Annotated in this window: 23 protein-coding genes; 8 read left to right on the forward strand and 15 right to left on the reverse strand. The window is 71.9% G+C overall.

Going from position 1 to position 26,359, the window contains the following annotated elements; translation table 11 throughout:
- Both OG230_RS09000 and OG230_RS09005 read right to left on the reverse strand, forming a co-directional pair.
- On the reverse strand, positions 1-564 hold the full coding sequence (locus OG230_RS09000) for a HutD/Ves family protein (protein WP_328909614.1): 564 nt from the start codon (positions 562-564) through the stop codon (positions 1-3).
- Positions 561-1,304 carry a VWA domain-containing protein gene (locus OG230_RS09005; RefSeq protein WP_328909615.1) on the reverse strand — a complete coding sequence of 248 codons (744 nt, stop codon included), beginning with the start codon at positions 1,302-1,304 and terminating at the stop codon, positions 561-563. Before OG230_RS09005 ends, OG230_RS09000 begins: the two co-directional genes overlap by 4 nt.
- A 148-nt stretch (positions 1,305-1,452) precedes the next feature.
- Between OG230_RS09005 and OG230_RS09010 the strand changes: the two genes are divergently transcribed.
- Positions 1,453-2,367 (forward strand): rhomboid family intramembrane serine protease, encoded by a 915-nt coding sequence (locus tag OG230_RS09010; RefSeq protein WP_328909616.1) that lies wholly within the window; start codon positions 1,453-1,455, stop codon positions 2,365-2,367.
- A 152-nt stretch (positions 2,368-2,519) separates the two neighbouring features.
- Here the strand turns inward: OG230_RS09010 and OG230_RS09015 are convergent, their stop codons facing one another.
- From OG230_RS09015 to OG230_RS09025, 3 genes are all read right to left on the reverse strand, one after another.
- Entirely contained in the window at positions 2,520-3,980 is a 1,461-nt protein-coding gene (locus OG230_RS09015) for a glutamate synthase subunit beta (protein ID WP_328909617.1), read from the reverse strand.
- Positions 3,973-8,532, reverse strand: coding sequence for a glutamate synthase large subunit (gltB, locus tag OG230_RS09020; protein WP_328909618.1), 4,560 nt, complete (start codon positions 8,530-8,532; stop codon positions 3,973-3,975). The genes OG230_RS09015 and gltB overlap by 8 nt, the downstream gene beginning before the upstream one ends.
- 412 nt (positions 8,533-8,944) lie before the next feature.
- Positions 8,945-9,679: a VIT1/CCC1 transporter family protein gene (locus OG230_RS09025; RefSeq protein ID WP_328909619.1), complete on the reverse strand. Its 735-nt coding sequence runs from the start codon at positions 9,677-9,679 to the stop codon at positions 8,945-8,947.
- A 287-nt stretch (positions 9,680-9,966) separates the two neighbouring features.
- On the opposite strand from OG230_RS09025, the gene OG230_RS09030 reads away from it, so the two are divergent.
- From OG230_RS09030 to OG230_RS09060, 7 genes are read left to right on the forward strand one after another with little or no spacing between them, the layout of a single operon-like run.
- Positions 9,967-11,130 carry an ADP-ribosylglycohydrolase family protein gene (locus OG230_RS09030; RefSeq protein WP_328909620.1) on the forward strand — a complete coding sequence of 388 codons (1,164 nt, stop codon included), beginning with the start codon at positions 9,967-9,969 and terminating at the stop codon, positions 11,128-11,130.
- On the forward strand, positions 11,127-12,428 hold the full coding sequence (locus OG230_RS09035; protein WP_328909621.1) for an ADP-ribosylglycohydrolase family protein: 1,302 nt from the start codon (positions 11,127-11,129) through the stop codon (positions 12,426-12,428). Before OG230_RS09030 ends, OG230_RS09035 begins: the two co-directional genes overlap by 4 nt.
- Complete coding sequence (locus OG230_RS09040) at positions 12,382-13,557, forward strand: ADP-ribosylglycohydrolase family protein (RefSeq protein ID WP_328909622.1); 1,176 nt, start codon at positions 12,382-12,384, stop codon at positions 13,555-13,557. The genes OG230_RS09035 and OG230_RS09040 overlap by 47 nt, the downstream gene beginning before the upstream one ends.
- Positions 13,554-14,921 carry an ADP-ribosylglycohydrolase family protein gene (locus OG230_RS09045; RefSeq protein ID WP_328909623.1) on the forward strand — a complete coding sequence of 456 codons (1,368 nt, stop codon included), beginning with the start codon at positions 13,554-13,556 and terminating at the stop codon, positions 14,919-14,921. The genes OG230_RS09040 and OG230_RS09045 overlap by 4 nt, the downstream gene beginning before the upstream one ends.
- Positions 14,918-15,802, forward strand: coding sequence for a ribokinase (gene rbsK, locus OG230_RS09050; RefSeq protein ID WP_328909624.1), 885 nt, complete (start codon positions 14,918-14,920; stop codon positions 15,800-15,802). The genes OG230_RS09045 and rbsK overlap by 4 nt, the downstream gene beginning before the upstream one ends.
- Positions 15,799-16,998 carry a CaiB/BaiF CoA transferase family protein gene (locus OG230_RS09055; protein ID WP_328909625.1) on the forward strand — a complete coding sequence of 400 codons (1,200 nt, stop codon included), beginning with the start codon at positions 15,799-15,801 and terminating at the stop codon, positions 16,996-16,998. The genes rbsK and OG230_RS09055 overlap by 4 nt, the downstream gene beginning before the upstream one ends.
- Positions 16,995-17,801: an HpcH/HpaI aldolase/citrate lyase family protein gene (locus OG230_RS09060; RefSeq protein ID WP_328909626.1), complete on the forward strand. Its 807-nt coding sequence runs from the start codon at positions 16,995-16,997 to the stop codon at positions 17,799-17,801. The genes OG230_RS09055 and OG230_RS09060 overlap by 4 nt, the downstream gene beginning before the upstream one ends.
- 84 nt (positions 17,802-17,885) lie before the next feature.
- On the opposite strand, the gene lgt is transcribed toward OG230_RS09060, so the two are convergent.
- From lgt to OG230_RS09110, 10 genes are all read right to left on the reverse strand, one after another.
- Positions 17,886-18,896, reverse strand: a complete 1,011-nt coding sequence (gene lgt, locus OG230_RS09065) for a prolipoprotein diacylglyceryl transferase (RefSeq protein WP_328909627.1) — start codon at positions 18,894-18,896, stop codon at positions 17,886-17,888.
- Positions 18,897-18,995: 99 nt separating this feature from the next.
- Entirely contained in the window at positions 18,996-19,820 is an 825-nt protein-coding gene (locus OG230_RS09070) for a DsbA family protein (protein ID WP_328909628.1), read from the reverse strand.
- A gap of 75 nt (positions 19,821-19,895) precedes the next feature.
- Complete coding sequence (gene trpA, locus OG230_RS09075) at positions 19,896-20,717, reverse strand: tryptophan synthase subunit alpha (protein ID WP_328909629.1); 822 nt, start codon at positions 20,715-20,717, stop codon at positions 19,896-19,898.
- Complete coding sequence (trpB, locus tag OG230_RS09080; RefSeq protein WP_328909630.1) at positions 20,714-21,952, reverse strand: tryptophan synthase subunit beta; 1,239 nt, start codon at positions 21,950-21,952, stop codon at positions 20,714-20,716. Before trpB ends, trpA begins: the two co-directional genes overlap by 4 nt.
- Positions 21,953-22,091: 139 nt before the next feature.
- Complete coding sequence (trpM, locus tag OG230_RS09085) at positions 22,092-22,307, reverse strand: tryptophan biosynthesis modulator TrpM (RefSeq protein ID WP_328909631.1); 216 nt, start codon at positions 22,305-22,307, stop codon at positions 22,092-22,094.
- An 8-nt stretch (positions 22,308-22,315) separates the two neighbouring features.
- The gene (gene trpC, locus OG230_RS09090; RefSeq protein ID WP_328909632.1) at positions 22,316-23,125 is read right to left on the reverse strand and encodes an indole-3-glycerol phosphate synthase TrpC; all 810 of its coding nucleotides are present in this window, start codon (positions 23,123-23,125) and stop codon (positions 22,316-22,318) included.
- A 124-nt stretch (positions 23,126-23,249) separates the two neighbouring features.
- Positions 23,250-23,780, reverse strand: coding sequence for a DUF2752 domain-containing protein (locus OG230_RS09095; RefSeq protein WP_443051517.1), 531 nt, complete (start codon positions 23,778-23,780; stop codon positions 23,250-23,252).
- Between the two features lie 58 nt (positions 23,781-23,838).
- Positions 23,839-24,090: an HGxxPAAW family protein gene (locus OG230_RS09100; protein WP_328909634.1), complete on the reverse strand. Its 252-nt coding sequence runs from the start codon at positions 24,088-24,090 to the stop codon at positions 23,839-23,841.
- A gap of 95 nt (positions 24,091-24,185) precedes the next feature.
- Positions 24,186-24,845: a TIGR02234 family membrane protein gene (locus tag OG230_RS09105; protein WP_328909635.1), complete on the reverse strand. Its 660-nt coding sequence runs from the start codon at positions 24,843-24,845 to the stop codon at positions 24,186-24,188.
- A 14-nt stretch (positions 24,846-24,859) separates the two neighbouring features.
- Complete coding sequence (locus OG230_RS09110; protein ID WP_328909636.1) at positions 24,860-26,353, reverse strand: anthranilate synthase component I; 1,494 nt, start codon at positions 26,351-26,353, stop codon at positions 24,860-24,862.
- Between the last annotated feature and the right edge of the window lie 6 nt (positions 26,354-26,359).

The following is a 26,359-nucleotide window of genomic DNA, read 5'->3' on the forward strand; positions in this document are numbered from 1 at the left end:
TCACCGGCCCGGCAGCGTCACCACCACCGCGGAGCCCAGCGTCCGGAGCACGCCCGGGGAGTCGCCGGTCGCCAGGACCGCGTCGTAACGGCCCAGTTCGATGTCCGTGCCGTCGAGGACGGCGCCGTCGTCGAGCGCGAGGGCGAGCACCGCGCCGCCGTCCGGCGGGATCAGCCGGACGGTGCCGCGGACGACCGCGGTCGCCACCGGCGGACGGTCCCTGCGGTACATGACGTTGAGGTTCACGACCGGTCCGCCGAGGAGGCTGCCGAAGGTCTCCAGGTCGCCGGGGAAGTCGTACGGCCAGTACGGCTCGTCGACGATGTGGTGCTCACCGCCGACCAGCAGGTCCATCCCCTCGCCCTCGACCACGGTCAGGGTGCGGTCGATGCCCGGGAACGCGGAGAACGGCCCGTCCGCGGCCACGTCCGCCAGGCTGATCCGCCAGTCGAAGGCGTCCGGTGCGGCGCCCTCGGGCCACACGGCGATCTCCCGGGTGACTCCCCCTCCGTTCTTCCACGGCACCGGTGTGCGCCCGGCCGCCCTCAGTACACGCGGCGTCATCGGACGATCTCCTGCGCCGTGGCAGCCGCCAGCCAGTGCGGGAACTCGGCGACCAGCCGGTCGTACAGCTCGGCGTCGGGAACCTGCCGGGGCTCGGCACCGGCGTGGAAGAAGCCGGCGTTGTCGAGGGGACGCTTGGCGGGTACGGCCAGGTCGTCGAGCTTGTGCAGGAAGTCGAACTGCGAGCTCCGCTTGTTGCCGAAGCCGACGAACTGCCAGAACAGCGGCAGCTTCGCGGCCTTGCACAGATAGCGTTCCGCCGCGTGCTTGCTGATCGGGCCGCCGTCCGTCTGGAACACGACGAGCGCGGGCGCCGTCGAGCCGCTGTCGAGGTAGTGGTCGATGACGGCGTCCATGGCCAGGTGGTAGCTGGTCTTCCCCATGTGCCCGAGGCCCGCCACGATCCTGTCGATCCGCCCGCGGTGATCGTCCAGCGCGATGTCCGTGACCGCGTCGATGTCCGTGGAGAAGAACACGACGGGGACGCGGCCGTCGTCGTCGAGGTGGGCCGACAGGCCCAGCACCCGGTCGGCCAGCGCCTGGACGCTGCCGTCCTTGTAGTAGTCCTTCATCGAACCGGAGTAGTCGAGGACCAGATAGACCGCTGCGCGCAGGCCCGTCATCCCGTGCTTCTCCAGGGAGACCCTGGCGCTCTTGTACGGGCCGACGAGCGCGGGCGCCGTCTCCTCGACCTTGCGGAGGCTGATGGCCGGGCCTGGGGCCGCGGGCGAGCCGGTCATGACGGTCTCCGTTCTGCGGTCTGCCGACTCCCGAGGGTAGGCCACCGCCGGGTACCCGGACCCATGACCGTCGGCAGCGTTCGCTATCTTGATCGCCGCCGTCCCCACCGGCCCCTTTCCTGTCAGTCGACCCATGAAGGAGCCGGCCATGGAGGCCGCCGCCACCCGGTGCTACCGCCACCCGTCGTACGAGACGTACGTGCGCTGCACCCGCTGCGACCGCTACATCTGCCCCGACTGCATGCGTGAGGCCGCGGTCGGCCATCACTGCGTGGAGTGCGTGAAGGAGGGGCAGCGTTCCGTCCGGCAGGCCCGCAGGATCTTCGGTGGCACGGCGTCCATGGCGACGGCGCCCGTCGTGACGTACGTCCTGATGGCGCTGAACGTCCTCGCGTACATAGCCGAGGTGGCCCTGCCCTCGGTGGTCGACCGGTTCGCGGTGCTCGGCGCCCTGCTGGTCGACGCACAGGGCGAGCACTACTACTACGAGGGCGGCGTCTTCGCCGGGTACGAGCTGAGCGGGATCGCGAACGGCGAGTGGTACCGGCTGCTGACCGGTACGTTCCTGCATCTGCCGCCCGACAGCGGGTTCGGTGTGATGCACCTGCTCTTCAACATGCTCACGCTCTGGAACCTCGGCCGGGCCGTCGAGGGGCAGCTGGGCCGGGCCCGGTACCTGGCGGTCTATCTGCTCTCCGCCCTGGGCGGCTCGGTGCTCGTCTACGTCGTGGCGCCGGACACGGTGACGGTGGGCGCCTCGGGCGCGATCTTCGGCATCGCGGCGGCCTTCTACATCATCAGCCGGCGGCTGGGCCGGGACATGCGCGACGTGAACCGCCTGCTGACGGGCCTGCTGATCTGGCTGGTCGTCTCCGCCGCGTTCACCTCGTGGCAGGGCCACCTCGGCGGGCTGCTGACGGGCGGCCTGGTCACCTGGGCCCTCGCCTACGCCCCCGCGAAGTTCAAGACCACCCCGGCGCAGATCGGCGGCGGGCTGGTCCTGCTGTGCCTGTTCGCGATCGTCGTGGCCTCGAAGACGGCCTCGCTGACGGGCGGCGCCTGACGGCACCCCCGGCCCCGTCCCCACCGGGGCGGGGTCCGGGCCCGAACCGGCCCCGGACGCGCCACGGCGCCCACCAGAGTCCGGTCGGGGACAAGGCAGGCGCCGCGTTCAGTTCCGTACGCCGTTGTACGGGACGTCTTTGTGTGCCGCGATCAGACCGTCAGTGAACGGTCCGTCGGGCGGATCGGGGCCGGCAGTGCGCTGGTCCCGGTCAGGTACCGGTCCACGCCGCGTGCCGCGGAGCGGCCCTCGGCAATGGCCCAGACGATCAGTGACTGGCCTCGGCCCGCGTCACCGGCCACGTACACACCGGCGACGTTGGTCGCGTAGTCCTCGTCACGGGCCACGTTACCCCGCTGGTCGAGGTCGAGGCCGAACTGCTGGACGAGGCCGTTGGCCTGGTCGGTACCGGTGAAGCCCATGGCCAGGGTCACGAGCTGGGCGGGAATCCGCCGCTCGGTACCGGGCTTCTGCTCCAGCTTACCGTCCTTGAACTCCACCTCGACCAGGTGGAGGGCCTGAACGTTCCCGTCCTCGTCGCCCTCGAAGTGGGTGGTCGAGACGGAGTAGACCCGCTCGCCGCCCTCCTCGTGCGCGGAGGTGACCTTGTAGAGCATCGGGAAGGTCGGCCACGGCTGGTTGGCGTTCCGGTCCTCGCCCGGCTTCGGCATGATCTCCAGCTGGGTGACGGAGGCCGCGCCCTGACGGTGGGCGGTACCGACGCAGTCGGCGCCGGTGTCGCCGCCGCCGATGACGACGACGTGCTTGCCCTCCGCGGTGATCGGGGAGACCGTCAGGTCGCCCTCCTGCACCTTGTTGGCGAGCGGCAGGTACTCCATCGCGAAGTGCACGCCGTTCAGCTCACGGCCCGGGACGGGCAGATCGCGGGAGACGGTGGCGCCTGCGGCGATGACGACCGAGTCGTAGCGGCGGCGGAGCTTGGCGGCGTCGATGTCCTTGCCGATCTCCACCTCCGTACGGAACTTGGTGCCTTCCGCGCGCATCTGCTCGATGCGGCGGTTGATGTGCGACTTCTCCATCTTGAACTCGGGGATGCCGTAGCGGAGCAGGCCGCCGATGCGGTCGGCGCGCTCGTAGACGACGACCGTGTGGCCGGCCCGGGTCAGCTGCTGGGCGGCGGCCAGACCGGCCGGGCCGGAGCCGATGACGGCCACGGTCTTGCCGGACAGCCGCTCGGGCGGCTGCGGGGTGACGTCGCCGCTGTCCCATGCCTTGTCGATGATGGAGACTTCGACGTTCTTGATGGTGACGGCCGGCTGGTTGATGCCGAGCACACACGCCGACTCGCACGGAGCGGGGCACAGACGGCCCGTGAACTCCGGGAAGTTGTTCGTGGCGTGGAGGCGCTCGGACGCCGCCGTCCAGTCCTCGCGGTAGGCGTAGTCGTTCCACTCGGGGATGAGGTTTCCGAGCGGACAGCCGTTGTGGCAGAACGGGATGCCGCAGTCCATGCAGCGGCCGGCCTGCTTGCTGATGATCGGGAGCAGCGAGCCCGGAACGTAGACCTCGTTCCAGTCCTTGACGCGCTCGCCGGTGGGGCGGGTCTCGGCGACCTCGCGGCCGGTGGTCAGGAAGCCCTTGGGGTCAGCCATTGGTCGCCGCCTCCATCATCTTCTCGGTGGTCTCCTGCTCGGAGAGACCGGCGAGCTCAGCGGCGTCCTTGGCGGCGAGCACTGCCTTGTAGGCGGACGGGATGATCTTGCTGAAGCGGGCCGCCGAGGCGTCCCACTCGGCCAGCAGCTTCTCGGCGACCGTGGAGCCGGTCTCCTCCTGGTGGCGGCGCACGACGTCGTGCAGCCACTGCTTGTCGGTCTCGTCGAGGGTCTCGACCGCACCGAGGTTGCCGATGTTGACGTTGTCGCGGTCCAGGTCGACCACGTACGCGATACCGCCGGACATGCCCGCGGCGAAGTTGCGTCCGGTCTCGCCGAGGACGACGGCGTGGCCACCGGTCATGTACTCGCAGCCGTGGTCGCCCACGCCTTCCGAGACGACCGTCGCGCCCGAGTTACGGACACAGAACCGCTCTCCGGTCCGGCCGCGCAGGAACAGTTCGCCGCCGGTCGCACCGTAGGCGATGGTGTTGCCCGCGATGGTGGAGTACTCGGCGAGGTGGTCGGCTCCGCGGTCCGGGCGGACGACGATGCGACCGCCGGAGAGGCCCTTGCCGACGTAGTCGTTGGCGTCGCCCTCCAGGCGCAGCGTGACACCGCGCGGGACGAAGGCGCCGAAGGACTGGCCGGCGGACCCGGTGAAGGTCACGTCGATGGTGTCCTCGGGCAGGCCCGCACCGCCGAACTTCTTGGTGACCTCGTGGCCGAGCATGGTGCCGACGGTCCGGTTGATGTTCCGGATCGCGACCTGGGCCCGGACCGGCTGGGCGGCCTCGGCGCTCTCCGCGCCGAGGGCGTCGGCGGCGAGCTTGATCAGCTCGTTGTCGAGCGCCTTGGTGAGCCCGTGGTCCTGCTCGACGACCTGGTGGCGGACCGCGCCCTCGGGCAGTTCCGGCACGTGGAAGAGCGGCTTCAGGTCGAGACCCTGCGCCTTCCAGTGGCTGATGGCCCGGTCGGTGTCGAGGAGTTCGGCGTGGCCGACGGCCTCCTCGATCGTGCGGAAGCCCAGCTCGGCGAGGATCTCGCGGACCTCTTCGGCGATGAACTCGAAGAAGTTGACGATGTACTCGGCCTTGCCGGAGAACCGCTCGCGCAGAACGGGGTTCTGCGTGGCGATGCCCACGGGGCAGGTGTCGAGGTGGCAGACGCGCATCATGACGCAGCCGGAGACGACGAGCGGCGCGGTCGCGAAACCGAACTCCTCGGCGCCCAGCAGCGCGGCGATGACGACGTCGCGGCCGGTCTTCAGCTGTCCGTCGGTCTGGACGACGATGCGGTCGCGCAGGCCGTTGAGCAGCAGGGTCTGCTGGGTCTCGGCGAGGCCGAGCTCCCAGGGACCGCCCGCGTGCTTCAGCGAGGTGAGCGGGGACGCGCCCGTGCCGCCGTCGTGGCCGGAGATGAGGACGACGTCCGCGTGGGCCTTGGAGACACCCGCGGCGACCGTGCCGACACCGACCTCGGAGACCAGCTTCACGTGGATGCGGGCCGCCGGGTTGGCGTTCTTGAGGTCGTGGATCAGCTGAGCCAGGTCCTCGATGGAGTAGATGTCGTGGTGCGGCGGCGGGGAGATCAGACCGACACCCGGGGTGGAGTGCCGGGTCTTGGCGACCCACGGGTAGACCTTGTGGCCGGGCAGCTGACCGCCCTCGCCGGGCTTGGCGCCCTGCGCCATCTTGATCTGGATGTCGTCCGCGTTGACCAGGTACTCGCTGGTCACGCCGAAGCGGCCGGAGGCGACCTGCTTGATGGACGAGCGGCGTGCCGGGTCGTACAGGCGGTCCGCGTCCTCGCCGCCCTCACCGGTGTTGGACTTGCCGCCCAGCTGGTTCATGGCGATGGCGAGGGTCTCGTGCGCCTCGCCGGAGATCGAGCCGTACGACATGGCGCCGGTGGAGAAGCGCTTGACGATGGCGGAGACGGGCTCGACCTCGTCGAGCGGGATGGCCTCGCGGTCCGAGGCGAAGCCGAACAGGCCGCGGAGCGTCATGAGGCGCTCGGACTGCTCGTTCACCCGGCCCGTGTACTTCTTGAAGATGTCGTACCGGCGGTTGCGGGTGGCGTGCTGGAGGCGGAAGACCGTCTCCGGGTCGAACAGGTGCGGCTCGCCCTCGCGGCGCCACTGGTACTCGCCGCCGATCTCCAGCGCGCGGTGCGAGGCCGCGATGCCGGAGGCCGGGTACGCCTTGGTGTGCCGGGCGGCGACCTCCTTGGCGACGACCTCCAGACCGGCTCCGCCGATCTTGGTCGCGGTGCCGTTGAAGTACCGCCCGACGAACGCCTCGTCCAGGCCGACGGCCTCGAAGACCTGGGCGCCCCGGTAGGAGGCGACGGTCGAGATGCCCATCTTGGACATGACCTTCAGGACGCCCTTGCCGAGCGCGTAGATCAGGTTCCGGATGGCCTGCTCGGCCTCGATGCCCTCGATGAACGTGCCGGCGCGGACCAGGTCCTCGACGGACTCCATTGCCAGGTACGGGTTGACCGCGGCGGCGCCGTAGCCGATCAGCAGGGCGACGTGGTGGACCTCGCGGACGTCACCGGCCTCGACCAGCAGCCCCACCTGGGTGCGCTGCTTGGTACGGATGAGGTGGTGGTGAACGGCCGAGGTGAGCAGCAGCGAGGGGATCGGCGCGTGCTCGGCGTCGGAGTGCCGGTCGGAGAGGACGATCAGGCGGGCGCCGTCCTCTATGGCGGCGTCGACCTCGGTACAGATCTCCTCGATGCGGGCGGCGAGGGCGTCGCCGCCGCCGCCGACCCGGTAGAGACCGGAGAGCGTGGCCGCCTTCATGCCCGGCATGTCGCCGTCGGCGTTGATGTGTATGAGCTTGGCCAGCTCGTCGTTGTCGATCACCGGGAACGGCAGCGTGACGCTGCGGCACGCCGCGGCGGTCGGCTCCAGCAGGTTGCCCTGCGGGCCGAGCGTGGAGCGCAGCGAGGTGACGAGCTCCTCGCGGATGGCGTCCAGCGGCGGGTTGGTGACCTGCGCGAAGAGCTGGGTGAAGTAGTCGAAGAGCAGCCGGGGGCGCTCGGACAGTGCGGCGATCGGCGAGTCCGTACCCATGGAGCCGAGCGGCTCGCCGGCGGTGCGGGCCATCGGCGCGAGGATGACGCGGAGCTCTTCCTCGGTGTAGCCGAAGGTCTGCTGGCGGCGGGTGACCGAGGCGTGGGTGTGCACGATGTGTTCGCGCTCGGGGAGGTCGGAGAGCTCGATCTCTCCGGTCTCCAGCCACTCCTCGTACGGCTGCTCGGCCGCGAGGGACGCCTTGATCTCGTCGTCCTCGATGATGCGGCGCTCGGCGGTGTCGACGAGGAACATCTTGCCGGGCTGGAGGCGGCCCTTGCGGACGACCTTCGCGGGGTCGATGTCCAGGACACCGACCTCGGAGGAGAGGACGACGAGGCCGTCGTCGGTGACCCAGTAGCGGCCGGGGCGCAGACCGTTGCGGTCGAGGACCGCGCCGACCTGGGTGCCGTCGGTGAAGGTGACGCAGGCCGGGCCGTCCCAGGGCTCCATCATCGTGGAGTGGTACTGGTAGAAGGCGCGGCGGGCCGGGTCCATCGAGGCGTGGTTCTCCCATGCCTCGGGGACCATCATCAGCACCGAGTGCGGCAGCGAACGGCCACCGAGGTGGAGCAGCTCCAGGACCTCGTCGAAGGAGGCCGAGTCGGAGGCGTCCGGGGTGCAGACGGGGAAGATCCGGTCCAGCTGCTCGGAACCGAAGAGGCGCGAGGCGAGCTGGGACTCGCGGGCCTTCATCCAGTTGCGGTTGCCCTTGACCGTGTTGATCTCGCCGTTGTGCGCGACGAAGCGGTACGGGTGGGCGAGCGGCCAGCTCGGGAAGGTGTTCGTGGAGAAGCGCGAGTGGACCAGCGCGACCGCGGTGGCGAAACGGCGGTCGGAGAGGTCCGGGAAGAACGGCTCCAGCTGCCCGGTCGTGAGCATGCCCTTGTAGACGATCGTGCGCGCGGAGAGGGAGGGGAAGTACACCCCGGCCTCGCGCTCGGATCGCTTGCGCAGCACGAACGCCTTGCGGTCGAGCACCACACCGGTGCTCGTGCCGTCGGCGACGATCAGCTGGCGGAACTCGGGCATCGTGGCGCGGGCACCGTTGCCCAGGAGGTCCGGGGTGACCGGGACCTCGCGCCAGCCGAGGACCTTCAGGCCCTCTTCGGCGGCGATCTTCTCGATCTTCTGGACGGACTCGGCGGCGTCGTCCGCAGGCAGGAAGGCGATTCCGACGGCGTAGGAGCCGGCCTCGGGGAGGTCGAAGGAGACCTCTTCGCGGAGGAAGGCATCCGGAACCTGGAGAAGAATGCCGGCGCCGTCACCCGAGTCGGGCTCGGATCCTGTGGCGCCGCGGTGTTCGAGGTTGCGCAGTACGGTCAGCGCCTGCTCGACCAGCTCATGGCTGGCCACACCGGTCAGAGTGGCCACGAACCCGACGCCACAGGCGTCGTGCTCGTTACGGGGGTCGTACATCCCCTGCTGGGCGGGGCGACCGTCCATGGGCGACCAGGCGTCGGAACGCATCGGCTCTCCCGTCGTCGTCGTGGCATATGCATTGCCGAGGGACGACGTTGGCCCTCTGCGAAATTTCGTGCAGGTTACATGATGGAACGCTTCTCAAAAAGCGGATAGTCCGTTCCAGCATGCGGACGCCACGGAGTGGCTGAGGTGGGTCGCAGTCGGGACGGACCGTATTCGGCCGGTGCCCGGGGGAGACCGCAGAGAGCGGGCGTCGTTGCCCGCGTGTGTCTACGTCTCTTGCCCGGCGGTCGTGTAAACGAAACCGCCGAGTAACGGCTACTTATGTGTAGTCCTGTATAGAGACTCATTTTACGTCGCGCGGTGCCGTTCCGCCCAGTGAGGACCATCACGACGTACGTCACACCGCCGACACATGGGCAACGCCCCCGACTACGGGTACAGCGGCCCCCGCAGGTCAGCCGCCGACGGCGACGCCGAAGACCATCCCGAGCCCGTACGTGAGCGCCGCCGCGGTGCCGCCGAGCACGAGCTGCCGCAGCCCGCTGAACCACCAGCTGCGGGCGGTGACCCGCGAGACCACTGCTCCGCAGCCGAAGAGGCCGGCCAGCGCGAGCAGCACGGCGGGCCAGAGTTCGGTGGCGCCGAGCAGGTAGGGCAGCACGGGCAGGAGCGCGCCGAGCGCGAAGGCGCCGAAGGACGAGACGGCGGCGACGAGCGGCGAGGGCAGGTCGCCCGGGTCGATCCCGAGCTCCTCGCGGGCATGGATCTCCAGCGCCTGCTCGGGGTCCCTGGACAGCTGCCGGGCAACCTCGTGGGCCAGCGCGGGGTCGACTCCGCGGGAGGTGTAGAGCGCCGCGAGCTCCGCCATCTCGTCCTTGGGGTGCTTACGCAGCTCCCGCCGCTCGACGTCGAGTTCGGCTTCGACGAGCTCACGCTGCGAGGCGACGGAGGTGTATTCGCCCGCCGCCATCGAGAACGCGCCCGCGGCCAGGCCCGCCAGACCCGTGATCACGATGGTCTGCTGCGAGACCGAACCGCCCGCGACACCGGTCATCAGCGCGAGGTTGGAGACCAGTCCGTCCATCGCTCCGAACACCGCGGGACGCAGCCAGCCACCGTTCACATCCCGGTGGGTGTGGTTGTCGCGGTGCGCCACGTGCAGTACGGCGTCGGTCTCGATGATGGACACAGAGCTCTCCCCTTCTCCGGAAGCGGGGTTCTGCCTTGCGTCCCCGCCAACACCATCGAAAGTACGCACGAAAAACGCCTCCCGCCAGCAAGGAAGGCCGTACTTACCTGCCCCGGAAGGCAGTTCGGGGCGGCTCCGGGAGAGGTGCGGCCGGCGTCATCCGTGTGGCCCTTTTGTTGCCGCGGGCGGCCTCCCCCGGCCCCTCGCGTGGGACAGATCGCTCAGGTGGTCCCGCCGGTGGCCGCACCGACGGCGAACCGGCGCGGTACGAGCGAAGGGTCGACGCGATGGAGCTGATTGCAGGCAATCCGGCCGAGCCGCAGGGAGGTGTGGGCGCCGATGACACACGGGTGCGGGCGGGAACGGACGGCCGTACCGCGGTCCGCCCCGCCACGGAGCGGAGCGACCGGGCCCGTGGCGCGCTGCTCGGTCTCGCCGTGGGCGACGCGCTGGGCGCACCGGCGGAGAACCTCCGCCCGTCCGAGATCCGCCGCCGCTGGGGCCGGATCGAGGGGTTCGTGAGCGAGGACCCGGCGGGCACGGACGACACGGAGTACGCGATCTTCTCGGGGCTCCTGCTGGCCCGGCACGGTTCGGCGCTGACGGTCGCCCATGTGGAGCGGGCCTGGCACCACTGGATCGCGGACCTGGACGAGGGGCCGTTCCGCGGCGCCGGATTCAGTGAGCGCGGCACCCTGGAGAACCTGCGCCGGGGGCTGGCCGCACCGATCTCGGCGCAGCACCGGCACGCCTGGAGCGACGGTCTCGCGATGCGGGCGGCGCCCTTCGGGGTCTTCGCGGCGGGCCGGCCGGCGGAAGCGGCCCGGCTGGTGGCGGTGGACGGCGGGGTGAGCCACGACGGGGAGGGCATCTACGGCGGGCAGGCGGTCGCCGCCGGGGTGGCGGCCGCGATGACGGGGTGCGGGCCGGCCTCGGTCATCGCCGCCGCGCTCTCCGTCGTACCGATGGACTCCTGGACGGCACGGTCGATGCGGCGCGCGGTGTCGGCCGCGCAGCGCTCGTACCCCGACCGGCTGACGACGGAGCGCGCGGTGCGTTCGGCGGTGGTGATCGGCGGCTATCCGTGGACGGATCTCGCGCCCGAGGCCGTGGGCCTGGCCTTCGGCGCGTTCACGGCCGCGCGCGGCGACTTCCGTACGGCGGTGCTGACGGCCGTCAACATGGGCCGGGACGCGGACACCACGGCCGCGGTGGCGGGGGCGCTGGCCGGAGCGCTGAACGGGGCGTCGTCGATCCCGCCGGACTGGGCCGCGGCGATCGGCCCGGTTCGCGGGAGCTGTCTGCCGTCGATGCGGGGCTACCACGTGCTGGACATCGCGGAACTCCTGACCCCCGACGAGGCGGACGACCCGGCTCCCGCGCCCGGCCCGGCCCCCGCCCGCACCTTCGGCACGATCCGGCTCACCCGCGAACAGGGAACACGACGATGACGACGGCACGCCCCACCACCCCGCCCCGGACCGACCCCTCCTCCGTCACCGCGACCCCGGCCCGTGCCGGGCAGGACGCCGCACCGCTCGAAGCACCCGGGGCGCGCGGCGTTCCCGGGCGGCGGGTGCGGATCGAGGGGCTGCTGCTCGGGCTGGCCGCCGGGGACGCCGCGGGGTGGCCCGCGGCGCGGCACCGGGCGGCCCGGATGCCCGAGTGGACGCGGCGGCTCACCCGTGAGCTCGACACCTTCGCCGAGCAGAACGCCACGACCACGCTGCCCGTCCCGATCGCCCTCAACCAGCCGCCGGAACCACTCCGGCTCGGGCCGTCCGACGACGCCGAGTGGGCGGCCTTCGCGGCCCGTACGGTGCTGGCCGCGGCCGCCGACCGGGGGCTCGGGCTCTCCGACGAGCGCCGGATGCGCGATGCCATCGACCGGGCCTGGAACGCCCTGGCGGCGAAGGTCGCCGAGGCGGGCGCCCGGGCGCCCGAGGTCGAGGCCGCCGTGCTCCCCCTCCGCGCCCGGATCTCCGTGCGGGCCGGGCTCGGCAATCTCGCCGCCGGTCTGCGCCCGCCCGCGACCGGGCACGACAACCCGCACTACTTCGACGACGCCGCCTGCGTACGCGCCGCCGTGCTCGCGGTCGTCCACCCCGGCGACCCCGACGCCGCCGCCGCACTCGCCGAGTTCGACGCCCGCTACACACAGGACGGCGACGGGGTCCACGGGGCCCGTGCGATCGCCGCAGCGATCGCCGAGGCCCTCGCGGGTGCGGACGTCGACACCGCGGTGAACGCGGCGCTCGCCCAGCTCCCGGAGGGCACCGAGATCGCCCGCAATGCCGCGCACGCCGTCCGGATCGCCCGCGAGTTCGCCGACGAGCCGGCCGGAGCGTTCGCCCTGGTCCCCGTGCTGGAGCACCAGATCGTCGACCACGTCTACAGCTACGGCATCGCCGCGGCCGAGACGGTGCCGGTCGCCCTCGCCCTGACCACGGCGGCCCGGGGCGAGATCGCGCAGGCGGTCCCGTCGGCGGCCTGCCTCTCCCGGGTCGCCGACTCCGCTCCCGCGCTCGCCGGGGCGCTGACCGGCGCGCTCGGCGGAAGCGGCACCGTGCCCGCGGGCTGGCGGGAGGCGTGCCGCACGCTCGCGGGATGCGCGCTGCCCCGGTTCGCGGGCACCGACCTCATCGAACTCGCCGGGCTCCTGGCAGACACGGAACCGGCCGCCCCGGGTGGACAATTCCGACATGACGCCCACAGCATCCATCGCACCCACCACGCTGACCCTCGATGAACGGATCGCCGGCGCGCTCGTCGGCGCCGCCGTCGGCGACGCACTCGGCGGCCCGGTCGAGGGCTGGACCCCGGAACAGATCTCCGAGCGCCACGGCGGCCGGATCAACGGCATCGTGGGCCCCTGGTACGGCGAGGACTGGCGGACCGCCCGCCCCATCGCGCCGTACCACAAGGGCGACGGACACATCACCGACGACACCTTGATGACGCACGCGCTGGTACGGGTCTACGGGACCGTGCGCGACCACCTCGACGCGTACTCCGTCGCGGACCACCTCGTACCGGACCTGATCTCCAACCCCCGCTGGATTCCGGAGCTGGAGGCCGAGGCGCTCCCCCTCCAGCGGATCTTCCTCGCCGAGAAGTGGATCGTCGCGCGGCTGCACTACGGCCACGTCGACCCGCGCGAGGCGGGCTCGGGCAACATCGTCAACTGCGGTGCCGCGATGTACATGGCGCCCGCCGGCCTGGTCAACGCCGCGCACCCGGAGGCCGCGTACGCGGAGGCGCTGGACATCGCGGGGGCGCACCAGTCCTCGTACGGGAGGGAGGCGGCCGGGGTCTTCGCGGCGGCCGTGGCCGCCGCCTGCGCCCCGGGCGCCACCCCCGCCACCGTGGTCGACAGCTGTCTGGCGCTCGCCAAGGACGGAACCCGCGCGGCGATCGAGGCGGTGTGCGAAACCGCCTCCGGGTACACCGACTTCGAGTCGGCCCTGACCCCCCTGCGTACCGCGGTCGCGCCCTTCGACACGGTGGGCCCGGACTACCGCGCCCCCTCCCTCGGCGCCCGCCGCCCCTCCCGCCTGCACTCCATCGAGGAGCTGCCGATCGCACTCGGCATGCTGCTCGTCGCGGGCGGCGACTACCGTCACGCGGTCCTGGGCTCGGTCAACTACGGCCGCGACTGCGACTCGATCGCCACGATGAGCGGCGCGCTGGCGGGAGCACTCCACGGCGAACGGACCGTTCCCGCCGCCTGGGTGAAGACGGTCGCCGAGGCCAGCCGCCTCGATCTGCATGCCCCCGCCAGGACCCTGACCGAGGTGACGCGGGAGATCTTCGAACGGGACACCGCCCGACGCCGCGCGCACGAGGCGGCCTTCGCGACCCTGGCGGGCTCCCGGTGAACGTCCGCCTGACCTGGGTGCAGCCCGAGGACCTGCTCGGACACGAACTGCGCCAGGCGGCACAGGACGGCCGGGACGCACAGGACATCGAGCGGCGCTGGTACGAGGCGGGCGGCGCCCCCGCCCCCGACCGGGCCGGTGCCTCGGAGCCTCCGGCACCGCCCCGGCTGCGCGCGCTCGCCGGCCGGCTGCTCGACGAACTCGACCTGCTGACACGGCCGTTGGCCGAGGACGAGCCGACCGGGCTGGAGGCGATCCGGGCGGCCTGCCCGCGCTGGCCCGCCACCCGCACGGAGCGCACACTCGTCGAGCCCGACCGGCTGCACGCCGCCTGGCTGGGCCGGGCCGCGGGCTGCCTGCTCGGAAAGCCCGTCGAGAAGCTGCCGCTCGCCGGTATCCGCGCCCTGGCCCGCGCCGCCGGGAACTGGCCGCTCACCACCTGGTTCACCGCGAAGGGCGTCCCGGCCGACCTGCTGGCCGCCCACCCGTGGAACCGCCGGTCCGCCCCCACGTCCCTCGCCGAGAACATCGACGGCATGCCCGAGGACGACGACCTCAACTACCCTCTGCTGACCGTGCTGTTGCTCCAACGCCATGGACGCTCCTTCACCACCGCCGACCTCGGCCGCCTGTGGCTCGACGAACTCCCCGCGGGCCGCGTCTTCACCGCCGAGCGGGTCGCGTACCGCAATCTGCTCGACGGCATGGAGCCGCCGGACACCGCCCGGTACCGCAATCCGTTCCGGGAGTGGATCGGCGCCCAGATCCGTGCCGACGTGCACGGCTGGACCCACCCCGGCGATCCGGCAGCCGCCGCCGCGCAGGCCCACCGGGACGCCGTTCTCACCCACACGGCCAACGGTGTGTACGGGGCGATGTTCACGGCCGCCGCCCTCGCCGAGGCGGCCGGCGGCGAGACCGATGTGCACGGCTGTCTGGCGGTGGGGCTGCGCGTGGTGCCTCCCCGCTCCCGGTTCGCGCGCGCGATCCGCCTCGGCATCGAAACGGCCCGCGCGGAACCGGACTTCGACCAGGTCGTCGACCGGCTGCACGCCACGTACGCGGACACCCACCACTGGGTGCACGTGCTGCCCAACGCCGCCCTGCTGGCCGCGGCCCTCACCCACGCCGACGGGGACTTCGGCCGTTCCGTCGGATGCGCGGTGTCCGGCGGCTGGGACACCGACTCGAACGGCGCCACGGCCGGTTCGCTCGCCGGCCTGCTGGCGGGGCGGCCCACCGCGCTCCCCGCCGAATGGACCGCCCCGCTGAAGAACCGCCTCGCCACGTCCGTCCCGGGTTTCGACTCCATCGGCTTCGACACGCTCGCTGATCTGACCTACCAGGAGGTACTGCGCCCATGACCGGTATCGCGGTGCTCGGCAGCACCAACATGGACCTTGTCGCCTACGTCGCCCGGGCACCCGGGCGCGGTGAGACCGTGACCGGACGGGAGTTCCGGACGATTCCCGGCGGCAAGGGCGCCAACCAGGCCGTCGCCGCCGCCCGCGCGGGCGGCGAGGTGGTGATGATCGGCGCGGTCGGCGACGACGCGTACGGGGTCGCCCTCCGCGCCAACTTGGAGCACTCGGGTGTCGACACCGATCTGCTGCACACCGCGGAGGGCCCCAGCGGCACCGCCCACATCGTCGTGGACGACCTCGGCGGCAACTCCATCGTGGTGATCCCCGGAGCCAACGGCACCATGACCGCGCTCGGCCCCGGCGAGACGGCCGCCATCGCAGGCGCCGACCTGCTGCTCCTCCAGCTGGAGCTCCCGCTGTCCGCCGTGATCGAGGGCGCGCGGGCGGCCCACGCCCAGGGCGTGCGGACCATCCTCACGCCGTCCCCCGTGCAGGTGCTCCCGGACGAACTCTTCGAGGCCGTCGACCTGTTGATCCCCAACGAGCACGAGGCCGCCGCCCTCACCGGTGTCCCCGGGCCGCACGCGGCGGCGGAGGTGCTGCTCCGCCACGTCCCGGAGGTCGTCATCACCCTCGGCGCGAAGGGCTGCCTGTACGCGGCCCGGGGCGGCGTGCCCGTCCACTTCCCCGCCCCGGCCGTCACCGCGGTGGACACGACCGGCGCCGGGGACACCTTCGTCGGCACCCTGGCCGTGGCGCTGGGCGAGGGCAGAGCCGTACCGGACGCCCTGTCCTGGGCCTCGTCGGCAGCCGCGCTCTGCGTACAGAAACCGGGCGCGTCGACGTCCATGCCGTACCGCAGCGAGATCGATGCCGCATGAGCACTTCGACGACCGCTCCCCTGGCCGGCCTGAAGGTCCTCGACCTCGCCACGCTGTTCGCGGGCCCACTGGCGGCCACCATGCTCGGCGACTTCGGCGCCGAGGTGATCAAGGTCGAGCATCCGCGCAGGCCGGACCCCTCGCGCGGGCACGGCCCGGCGAAGGACGGCATCGGCCTGTGGTGGAAGCTGCTCGGCCGCAACAAGCGCAACCTCACCCTCGACCTGTCCAGCCCGGGCGGCCGTGACGTGCTGCTGAAGCTGGCCGCGGAGACGGACGTCGTCATCGAGAACTTCCGGCCCGGCACCCTGGAACGCTGGGGCATCGGCCCGGCGGAACTCCACGCGGTGAACCCCCGGCTGGTTCTCGCACGCGTCACCGGCTTCGGCCAGTTCGGTCCGTACTCCCACCGCCCCGGCTTCGGCACGCTCGCCGAGGCGATGAGCGGCTTCGCGGCGATCACCGGCGAACCGGACGGACCGCCGACCCTGCCGCCGTTCGGCCTCGCCGACTCGATCGCCGCGCTCGCCACCGCGTACGCCGTGATGACGGCGCTCGCCGGACGGGACCGCACCGGGCAGGGGCAGGTCGTCGACATGGCGATCATCGAACCGATCCTGACGGTCCTGGGCCCGCAGCCGCTCTGGTACGACCAGCTCGGTTACGTACAGGAGCGCACCGGCAACCGCTCCCGCAACAACGCCCCGCGCAACACGTACCGCACCTCCGACGGCCACTGGGTCGCGGTCTCCACCTCGGCCCAGTCGATCGCCGAGCGCGTGATGCGCCTGGTCGGGCGCCCGGAACTGATCGACGAACCCTGGTTCGCCGCGGGCACGACCCGCGCGGAACACACCGAGGAACTCGACGAGGCGGTGGGCAACTGGATCGCCCGGCACACCCGCGAAGACGCCGTCTCCGCGTTCGAGAAGGCGGAGGCCGCCATCGCTCCCATCCATGACGTACGGGACGTGATGGAGGACCCGCAGTACCGCGCCCTCGACACGATCACCGAGGTCGACGACCCGGAACTGGGCCCGTTGCGCATGCAGAACGTCCTGTTCCGGCTCTCGGAGACTCCCGGCTCGATCCGCTGGGCCGGCCGGCCCCACGGTGCGGACACCGAGGAGATCCTCGACGGACTCGGCCTCTCGGGCCCCCAGATCGCCGCCCTGCGCTCGGAGGGCGCCCTGTGACCACCGCGGTGCCTCTGACCTGGCTGTACGTCCCCGGGGACCGGCCGGAGGTGGTGAACAAGGCGCTCTGTTCGGGTGCGGACGTGGTGATCATCGATCTGGAGGACGCGGTCGCTCCCGACCGGAAGGAGTACGCCAGGTCGGCCACCGCCGAACTGCTCACCGAACCCGCCGCGGGTTCGGTACCGGTCCACGTCCGGGTCCACGGCGAGGACGACGTACGGGCCCTGGCGGGGCTGCCGGGCCTCTCCGGGCTGCGGCTCCCCAAGATCACGCATGCGGCGAGCGTCCACCATGTGGCGGCGCTGGCGCCCGGCGTCCCGCTCTACCCGCTCCTGGAGTCGGCGCTCGCCGTCGAGCACGCGTACACGATCGCCTCCGCCCATCACGAGGTACGGGGCATCGCGCTGGGCGAGGCGGACCTCCGGGCGGACCTGGGGGTGCGGGAGGACGCCGGTCTGGACTGGTCGCGCAGCCGGATCGTGGTCGCGGCGCGGGCGGCAGGGCTCGCTCCGCCCGTCCAGTCGGTGTTCCCCGACATCAGGGACCTGGACGGGCTGTGGTCGTCCTGCGCCCACGGCCGGTCCCTGGGGCTGCTGGGCCGGGCGGCGATCCATCCCCGGCAGCTGGCGGTCATCGAGCGGGCGTTCCGGCCCACCGCCCGGGAGATCGAGGCCGCCGAGCAGATCGTGGCGGCGGCCCTGCTGGACGCGGGCGCCCAGGCGCTGCCGGACGGAAGGTTCGTCGATGCGGCGGTGGTCGCCTCGGCGCGGCGGACGCTGGCCCTGGCACAGCCGGGCTGAGCGGGCGGAACGTAGAAATCGCCGGACGGGCTTGAGGATCAAGCCCGTCCGGCGATTGAGGAGCGCGAGTGCGTCGCCGAGCGGTCAGCTCTTGTCGGCGGTCTCCGGAGCACCGTTCGTCTCGGGCTCGTCGGAGCCCTCCGTGGCGTCCGTGGCGTCCGCGGCATCGACGGGGTCGTCGGATCCGGCGGCCTTCTCGGCGTCAGCGGTGTCACCGGCGTCCGCCGCGGACTCGGTGTCGCTGTCGCCGTCGGCGCCCTTGGACAGGTCGACCCGGTCGGTGGCGTCGGGCTCGACGATCTCCTCGCGTCCCGGCCGCACCTTCGCCGAGATGACGATGTAGGTCACGGCGAGCACGAAGACGACGATCGCGGTCCACACGTTGAGCCGGAGGCCGAGCACGTGGTGGGCCTCGTCGACCCGCATGTACTCGATCCAGGCACGGCCCGTGCAGTACGCCGCGACGTACAGCGCGAACGCCCGGCCGTGTCCGAGCTTGAACCGGCGGTCCGCCCAGATCACCAGCAGCGCGACGCCGATGCACCAGAGCGACTCGTAGAGGAAGGTCGGGTGGTAGGTGCCCGCGACCCGGTTCGGGCCCTCGCTGATCTCCAGCGCCCAGGGCACCTCGGTCGGCTTGCCGTACAGCTCCTGGTTGAACCAGTTGCCCCAGCGGCCGATGGCCTGGGCGAGAGCGATACCGGGTGCGAGCGCGTCGGCCCAGGCGGGCAGCGGGATTCCGCGGCGACGGCAGCCGATCCAGGCACCGACCGCGCCGAGCGCGATCGCGCCCCAGATTCCGAGGCCGCCTTCCCAGATCTTGAAGGCGTCGACCCAGTTCTCACCCTCGCTGAAGTACAGCTGGTAGTCGGTGATGACGTGGTAGAGCCTGCCGCCGACAAGTCCGAAGGGCACGGCCCAGACGGCAATGTCGGCAACTGTGCCGGCTTTGCCGCCCCGGGCGACCCAGCGCTTGTTGCCGAACCAGACGGCGACGAAGACACCGATGATGATGCAGAACGCGTAGCCGCGAAGGGGGATCGGGCCGAGATCGATCACACCGGTCGACGGGCTGGGAATGTAGGCAAGGTTCATGACGGGGTCGACGCTACCTTGCCGGGTGGGACGTACGGCAAGCCGTCCGACAACTTCTGGGTAACGGGGCTGCCCTCACGAGCCCGCCCCGTGCCCTCGTCAGGAGGCCGACGGCGTCGGGGTGACCGTCGCCGGCTTCTTGCCCTTGTTGGCCTCGGCGACCCACTTCTTCAGGTTCGCCTCGGAGATCTGCTCGCCGTCCTTGCTCGGAAAGATCGACTCGCCGTTGAGCAGGGCGGTCGGAGTGCCCTGGAATCCGCCGTTCTGGAAGGCCGTGTTGGATTTCTGGACCCAGGAGTCGTGTGTGCCGCTCTCCACGCAGCTGCGGAAGGCCGGGGTGTCGAGGCCCTTGACCTCACCGGCCAGCTCGATCAGCTTGCTGTTCTGGCCGAAGGCGTCGTCGGACTCGGCGGGCTGATTGCGGTAGAGCACGTCGTGGTACTCGGGAAACTTCCCGGCATCCTGCGCACACCCCGCCGCGTTGGCCGCCTTCAGCGATCCGCTGCCGCCGAGATTTCCGTCGATGATCGTGGCGAGGTGGTACTCGACCTTGATCTGGCCGCTGGCCTGCAGCTCGTGGATCGTGTCCCGGAAGGCGTTCTCGAACTGGGCGCAGACCGGGCAGCGGAAGTCCTCCCAGATCGTGAGCGTGGACGGCGCGCCGTCCGCCCCGACCTGGAGGGCGAGGCTGTCCTTGCCGGTCGCACCCGAGGGCGCGACCGCGGGCCCCGCCTCGCTGTCGTTGTCGTCCTTGCCCGCGTTCGCGGCGATCAGGCCGACCACGGCGGCCAGGGCCAGCACCCCCACGACGGCGCTCGCGACGATCAGCGTGCGCCGACGGCGCTCGCGCGCCTTCTCCCGCTCACGCTGCTGGACGAGCCGGTCGCGCGCGGCCCTGTTTCCCTCACGGTTCTTCTCGCTCACACCCGCAGCAACGAACCGGGGAGGCACGTGCGTGCCTCCCCGGTCCAGGTCCACCCGTACGGGTTACACCCGGTGTCAGCGCTTTCGAACGCCTTCGGCCAGTTCGCCCGCCAACGCGCGGACCGCGTCCAGGCCGGCGGCCTCGTCGGCGGCGTCCAGCATCCGCTTGACGAAGGCGGAGCCGACGATCACGCCGTCCGCGAAGCCGGCGACCTCCCGGGCCTGCTCGGCGTTGGAGACGCCGAGGCCCACGCAGACCGGCAGGTCGGTGGTGGCGCGGGTGCGCCGCACCAGGTCCTGGGCCTGCTCGCCGACCGACTCACGGGTGCCGGTGACCCCCATGAGCGAGGCCGCGTAGACGAAGCCGGAGCCCGCCGCCGTGATGGTGGCGAGGCGCTTGTCCTGGCTGCTCGGCGCGACGACGAACACGGTCGCGAGCCCGTGCTTCGCGGCGTGCTCGCGCCACACCGCGGACTCCTGGACCGGCAGGTCGGGCAGGATGCACCCGGCGCCGCCCGCCTCGGCGAGCTCGGCGGTGAAGCGTTCGATGCCGTACCGGTCGATGGGGTTCCAGTACGTCATGACGAGGATCGGGGCCCCGGTCGCCTCGTACGCCTCGCGGACCGTACGCATCACATCGGCGATCTTGACGCCGCCGCGCAGGGCGATGTCGTCGGCGGTCTGGATGACCGGTCCGTCGAGCACCGGGTCGCTGTGCGGGAGACCGATCTCGACGACGTCGGCGCCGCCCGCGACGACCGCCTTCACCGCCGCGATGCCGCCGTCGACGGTCGGGAATCCGGCGGGCAGATACGCGATCAGCGCCGCCCGGTCCTCCGACTTCGCCTTGGCCAGCGTCGTACTCAGCAGCTCCGTGTTTCCGCCGTGCCCGCTCACTTGGCCCCCTCCGTGTCGTACAGCCCGAAGTACCGCGCCGCCGTGTCCATGTCCTTGTCGCCGCGGCCGGACAGGTTGATCAGGATCAGCCCGTCCTCGCCGAGCTCCTGCCCGAGGTCCAGGGCCCCCGCCAGCGCGTGCGCGCTCTCGATGGCCGGGATGATCCCTTCGGTGCGGGAGAGGAGGCGCAGCGCCTGCATGGCGGCGTCGTCGGTGACCGCGCGGTACTCGCCGCGGCCGAGGTCCTTCAGGTAGGCGTGCTCCGGGCCGATGCCCGGGTAGTCGAGTCCGGCCGAGATCGAGTACGGCTCGGTGATCTGGCCCTCCTCGTCCTGGAGGACGTAGGACCGCGAGCCGTGCAGGATGCCGGGCTCGCCCGCGGTCAGCGTCGCCGCGTGCTCGCCGGTCTCCACGCCGTGTCCGGCCGGCTCGCAGCCGATCAGACGGACTCCGGCGTCCGGGATGAAGGCGTGGAAGAGGCCGATGGCGTTGGAGCCGCCGCCGACACAGGCGACCGCGGCGTCCGGCAGCCGTCCGGCCCGCTCCAGGATCTGCCGCCTGGCCTCGACGCCGATCACCCGGTGGAAGTCGCGGACCATCGCCGGGAAGGGGTGCGGTCCGGCGACCGTGCCGAAGAGGTAGTGCGTACGGTCCACGTTGGCGACCCAGTCGCGGAACGCCTCGTTGATGGCGTCCTTGAGCGTCCTGGAGCCGGACTTCACGGCGATGACCTCGGCGCCGAGCATCCGCATCCGCGCCACGTTCAGCGCCTGCCGCTCGGTGTCGATCTCCCCCATGTAGATGGTGCAGTCGAGCCCGAAGAGCGCGCAGGCGGTCGCCGTGGCGACGCCGTGCTGGCCCGCGCCCGTCTCGGCGATGACCCGGGTCTTGCCCATGCGCTTGGTGAGAAGTGCCTGGCCCAGCACGTTGTTGATCTTGTGCGAGCCGGTGTGGTTCAGGTCCTCGCGCTTGAGGAAGACCCGTGCGCCGCCCGCGTGCTCGGCGAAGCGCGGGACCTCGGTCAGCGCGCTGGGCCGCCCGGTGTAGTTGACCATGAGCTCGTTGAGCTCGGCGGCGAAGTTCGGGTCGCTCTTCGCCTTGTCGTACTCGACGGCGACCTCGTCCACGGCGGCGACGAGCGCCTCCGGGATGAACTTTCCACCGAACGCGCCGAAATAGCCCTCGGCGCTGGGGATCAGACCCTCGGGGTCCGGAATGAAGAAGTCAGACGACATCCGACATGCTCCTCGACATTGCAACGGGTGGGTTCACCGTATGCGCCGTGAGCGGAGCGCCACGCCGACCGCGGTGCGGTCGGGGCGGTGCGGTCGTACGGGTCCCCCGTTTGCGACGAGGGGTGACGGCCGGGGCTCGCTACGGCGCGGACCCCGTGCGCCATCGCATGCCGTTGACCTGTCCCGGCTCGTCGCCGATCACGTACCGCACACGCCGGCCGTGCACGCGCCTGGCGGGGGCGCGGCAGCCGCGCGGGCGGCAGCCGCGCGCCAGCGGCGCGTGCGGGACCCGGGCCGTCGCCCCGGCGGGGCGCAGGCCCGGCCGGACGCGGCACACGGGACGGTCGGCGGACATCGGAAGGGTCAGCCCCGTCCGTGCCTGAGCGCCGGGTGGGCGCCGGCGGCGACCAGGTCGGCGACGGCGGCCCGCGGGTCGCGGCCGGTGACCAGGGATTCGCCGACGAGCACCGCGTCGGCGCCCGCGTTGGCGTAGGCGATCAGGTCGTGCGGACCGCGGACTCCGGACTCGGCGACCTTCACGATGTGGTCGGGGATCTCGGGGGCGACGCGCTCGAAGGTGGAGCGGTCGACCTTGAGGTCCTTCAGGTTGCGCGCGTTGACACCGATGATCTTCGCCCCGGCGTCCACCGCACGCTCCGCCTCCTCCTCGTCGTGCGCCTCGACCAGCGGCGTCAGGCCGATCGACTCGGCGCGCTCGATCAGCGAGACCAGGGCCTCCTGGTCGAGAGCGGCGACGATCAGCAGGACCAGGTCGGCGCCGTAGGCGCGGGCCTCCCACAGCTGGTACGAGGTGACGATGAAGTCCTTGCGGAGGATCGGCGTGTCGACCTTCGCACGCACGGCCTCCAGGTCCGCGAGCGAGCCGCCGAAGCGGCGCTCCTCGGTGAGGACGGAGATGACGGACGCGCCGCCGGCCTCGTAGTCCGCGGCGAGCGCGGCCGGGTCGGCGATCGCGGCCAGGGCCCCCTTGGAGGGGCTGGAACGCTTGACCTCGCAGATGACGGTCACACCCTCGCCGCGCAGTGCGGCGACTCCGTCCTTCGCCTCGGGAGCGCGCGCGGCGCGCTCCTTCAGCTCGTCGAGGCTGACGCGCGCCTGCCGCTCCGCGAGGTCGGCGCGAACGCCTTCGATGATCTCGTCGAGCACACTCACGCGAGCGGCCCCCTTCCGGAACGGTGATGACGGTGATGAGGGAACAGGATCAGCCATGACGATGGTATCCGCAGGAGGCCGATGGGCCCGCATCGTGTCAGCTCGCGTCCCACTACCTGGGCATTCACGGCGCCAGCGCCGAGCCGAACGGCAGGTTCCGGACGACCGCGAAGATCAGCAGCAGGGCCCCGATGCTCCACCAGTAGCCCGGGGCGAGAGTGATCCGCAGGGGCTTCCCCCTGCTCGCGCGGACCATCCACAGCACCCAGACGACGGCGAACACGCCGTAGCCGACGACGGCCGGCGCGTTCGAGCCGAGTGCGGCGCCGAGGTCTCCGTGGGCGAACGCGTAGGCGCTGCGCAGTCCGCCGCAGCCGGGGCAGAACACGCCGGTGAACCGGAGCAGCGGGCAGACCGGGTAGTGGCCCGGCTCGTTCGGGTCGACCGTCGCCACGTATCCGAAGGCTCCGACGACGACGGCCATCGCGCCCACGGGCGCGGCGAGCCGCCGGAGCCGGGAGACGGGCGCGTGGGCGGGAGCGGGGGCGAACACGGGAGCGTGCGGCGAGGCCGCTCCTGAGGGTGGTGGCCCGGCGGGTGGCGGGGCGGCGTCTTGTGCTGGCGAGGCGTCCACCCGGTGATTGTCGCCGTTCATACGGAAAGGCGCAGCCCGGGCAGGGCTGCGCCTCGCGTCGTACGTCGGGGGCGGAGGGTCAGGAGGTGGTCTGGGCCTGTCCCGCGCGCGCCCTGGCCTGGGCCAGCTCCGCCGACTCCTTCGGCATGCCGAGACCGGCGGCCCTCATGGCGAGACCGACGACACCGCCGATGAAGACGACGGCGATACCGGCCCAGAAGCCGAGCGGGTTGGCCGCGACCATGAAGACGCCTGCGACACAGAAGCCGATGAACGAGATGATGACACCGGTCCAGGCGGCCGGGGTGTGTCCGTGGCTGCTGCCCGCCATGAGTTGCTCCTCGTTGGTGTTGCGCTGAAGGTATCGCTGTACAGAAAGCTCGGACCCATTGTCCCGTACGTGCGGGTAGGACGTGAGCTGGGGGGTCATACCTCGCGCGTCGGGTCCTCGCCGCGGTCCAGGGCCTTCCAGAGGTCCTCGGGCCGGTCGGGGTCCACGGCGGCGGGGGCGGTCTTACGGGGGCGGGGCGTGCCGTCGCGCTCGTACCGTCCCGACATGGTGGGCCAGCGGCTCCCGTAGCGCAGGGCGAGCAGCCCGGCGAGGAGGATCAGCAGCCCGCCGACGGCCGTGACGTACGGCCAGGCGGTGTGGGTGAGGGCGTCGATGGTGGCCGAGGTGTTGCCGGTGGTCTGCGCGGCCTTCTCGTCGAGGGCCGTGCTGTCCGAGGCGCCCAGGTAGGCGCTCAGGCCGGCGCCGAGGCCGCTGAGGGCGAGGAGTCCGGCGACGAGCGCACGGCCGCCGCTCCGGACCGCGAACACGGCGACGAGGGCCGCCAGCGCGACGATGGCCAGGGCCGCGGGGAGGCCGGTGACGTCCTGGCCGTCGGCCGTCAGCGGGAGGATCCCGCCGCCGACGGCGGCCTCGCCCTCGGCCCACGTCCGGCCGGACGCGAGGAGGACGACGGTCGAGCCCGCCGCGCCGAGGAGCAGGGCTGCGGCCAGGCTGCGGCGGCTGGCCGCGCCGTCGGGCGCGGTGGCGGCTCGGGAACGGGTCTGGGGTACGGGCACAGCACTCACATACCCCACTATCCCTTACCGCCTCATCGCTCGTGGAGGCGGTTGGCCGTATGGACCGCGCGGAGGACCGCGGCGGCCTTGTTGCGGCACTCGGTGTCCTCGGCGACCGGGTCGGAATCGGCGACGACACCCGCTCCGGCCTGGACGTACGCGGTGCCGTCGCGGAGCAGCGCGGTGCGGATGGCGATCGCGGTGTCGGAGTCGCCGGCGAAGTCGAGATAGCCGACGCATCCTCCGTACAGACCGCGCCGGGTCGGTTCCAGGTCCTCGATGATCTGCATCGCGCGCGGCTTGGGCGCCCCGGAGAGGGTGCCCGCGGGGAAGCAGGCGGTGAGGACGTCGAACGCGGTGCGGTCCTCGGCGACGCGGCCGGTGACGGTGGAGACGATGTGCATCACGTGCGAGTACCGCTCGACCGACATGAAGTCCACGACCTCGACGCTGCCGGGTTCGCAGACCCGCCCCAGGTCGTTGCGGCCGAGGTCGACGAGCATCAGGTGCTCGGCGCGCTCCTTCGGGTCCGCGAGGAGCTCGTCGGCGAGGGCCTGGTCCTCCTGCGGGGTGGCGCCGCGGTGCCGGGTGCCGGCGATGGGGTGGACCATGGCCCGCCCGTCCTCGACCTTGACCAGGGCTTCGGGGCTGGAACCGACGACGTCGAAGCCGTCGAAGCGGAAGAGGTACATGTACGGCGAGGGGTTGGTGGCGCGCAGCACCCGGTAGACGTCCAGGGCGCTCGCGGTGCACGGCGTCTCGAAGCGCTGGGAGGGCACCACCTGGAAGGCTTCGCCCGCCCTGATGCGTTCCTTGATGTCGTCGACGGCGTCCTGGTACGCCTTGCCGCCCCACAGGGCGGTGTACGGCGGCAGCTCGGAGGGCGGCAGCGCGGCGGGGGCGTTCTCGACGGGCCGGCGCAGGTCCTGCTCCATGGCGTCGAGCCTGGTCACGGCGTCGTTGTACGCCTCGTCGGCGCCGGTCTGCAGGTCGTTGTGGTTGATCGCGTTGGCGATCAGGAGGACCGTGCCGTCCCAGTGGTCGAGGACGGCGAGGTCCGAGGTGAGCAGCATGGTGAGCTCGGGGAGCTTCAGGTCGTCGCCGCCGTGCTCCTCGATCCGCTCCAGCCGGCGCACGACGTCGTAGCCGAGGTAGCCGACCATGCCGCCGGTGAAGGGCGGGAGCTTCTCGTCGACGGCCAGGTCGCGCGGGGTGTGCAGGGTCTCGATGGTGGCGCGCAGGGCCTGCAGCGGGTCCCCGTCGGCGGGGACGCCGACGGGCGGGGTGCCGAGCCAGTGGGCCTGCCCGTCGCGAGAGGTCAGCGTGGCGTCACTGCGGACGCCGATGAAGGAGTAGCGGGACCAGGTCCGGCCGTTCTCCGCGGACTCGAGGAGGAAGGTGCCGGTGCGTTCGGCCGCGAGCTTGCGGTAGAGCCCGACCGGGGTGTCGCCGTCCGCGAGGAGCCTGCGGCTGACGGGGATGACGCGCCGGTCGACGGCCAGCTTGCGGAAGGTCTCAAGATCCATGGCCGG

The organism is Streptomyces sp. NBC_00234 (assembly GCF_036195325.1).
Taxonomy (GTDB): Bacteria; Actinomycetota; Actinomycetes; order Streptomycetales; family Streptomycetaceae; genus Streptomyces.

Bases quoted from the DNA above. Each gene is read 5' to 3' on its own strand.
- OG230_RS09040 (WP_328909622.1), top strand. From the start codon at position 12,382: ATGACGCCCACAGCATCCATCGCACCCACCACGCTGACCCTCGATGAA.
- trpB (WP_328909630.1), bottom strand. From the start codon at position 21,952: ATGTCGTCTGACTTCTTCATTCCGGACCCCGAGGGTCTGATCCCCAGC.
- OG230_RS09000 (WP_328909614.1), bottom strand. From the start codon at position 564: ATGACGCCGCGTGTACTGAGGGCGGCCGGGCGCACACCGGTGCCGTGG.
- lgt (WP_328909627.1), bottom strand. From the start codon at position 18,896: ATGAACCTTGCCTACATTCCCAGCCCGTCGACCGGTGTGATCGATCTC.
- OG230_RS09110 (WP_328909636.1), bottom strand. From the start codon at position 26,353: ATGGATCTTGAGACCTTCCGCAAGCTGGCCGTCGACCGGCGCGTCATC.
- OG230_RS09055 (WP_328909625.1), top strand. From the start codon at position 15,799: ATGAGCACTTCGACGACCGCTCCCCTGGCCGGCCTGAAGGTCCTCGAC.
- OG230_RS09015 (WP_328909617.1), bottom strand. From the start codon at position 3,980: ATGGCTGACCCCAAGGGCTTCCTGACCACCGGCCGCGAGGTCGCCGAG.
- OG230_RS09035 (WP_328909621.1), top strand. From the start codon at position 11,127: ATGACGACGGCACGCCCCACCACCCCGCCCCGGACCGACCCCTCCTCC.
- OG230_RS09010 (WP_328909616.1), top strand. From the start codon at position 1,453: ATGGAGGCCGCCGCCACCCGGTGCTACCGCCACCCGTCGTACGAGACG.
- OG230_RS09100 (WP_328909634.1), bottom strand. From the start codon at position 24,090: ATGGCGGGCAGCAGCCACGGACACACCCCGGCCGCCTGGACCGGTGTC.
- OG230_RS09095 (WP_443051517.1), bottom strand. From the start codon at position 23,780: ATGAACGGCGACAATCACCGGGTGGACGCCTCGCCAGCACAAGACGCC.
- gltB (WP_328909618.1), bottom strand. From the start codon at position 8,532: ATGCGTTCCGACGCCTGGTCGCCCATGGACGGTCGCCCCGCCCAGCAG.
- OG230_RS09030 (WP_328909620.1), top strand. From the start codon at position 9,967: ATGGAGCTGATTGCAGGCAATCCGGCCGAGCCGCAGGGAGGTGTGGGC.
- trpM (WP_328909631.1), bottom strand. From the start codon at position 22,307: ATGTCCGCCGACCGTCCCGTGTGCCGCGTCCGGCCGGGCCTGCGCCCC.
- rbsK (WP_328909624.1), top strand. From the start codon at position 14,918: ATGACCGGTATCGCGGTGCTCGGCAGCACCAACATGGACCTTGTCGCC.
- OG230_RS09005 (WP_328909615.1), bottom strand. From the start codon at position 1,304: ATGACCGGCTCGCCCGCGGCCCCAGGCCCGGCCATCAGCCTCCGCAAG.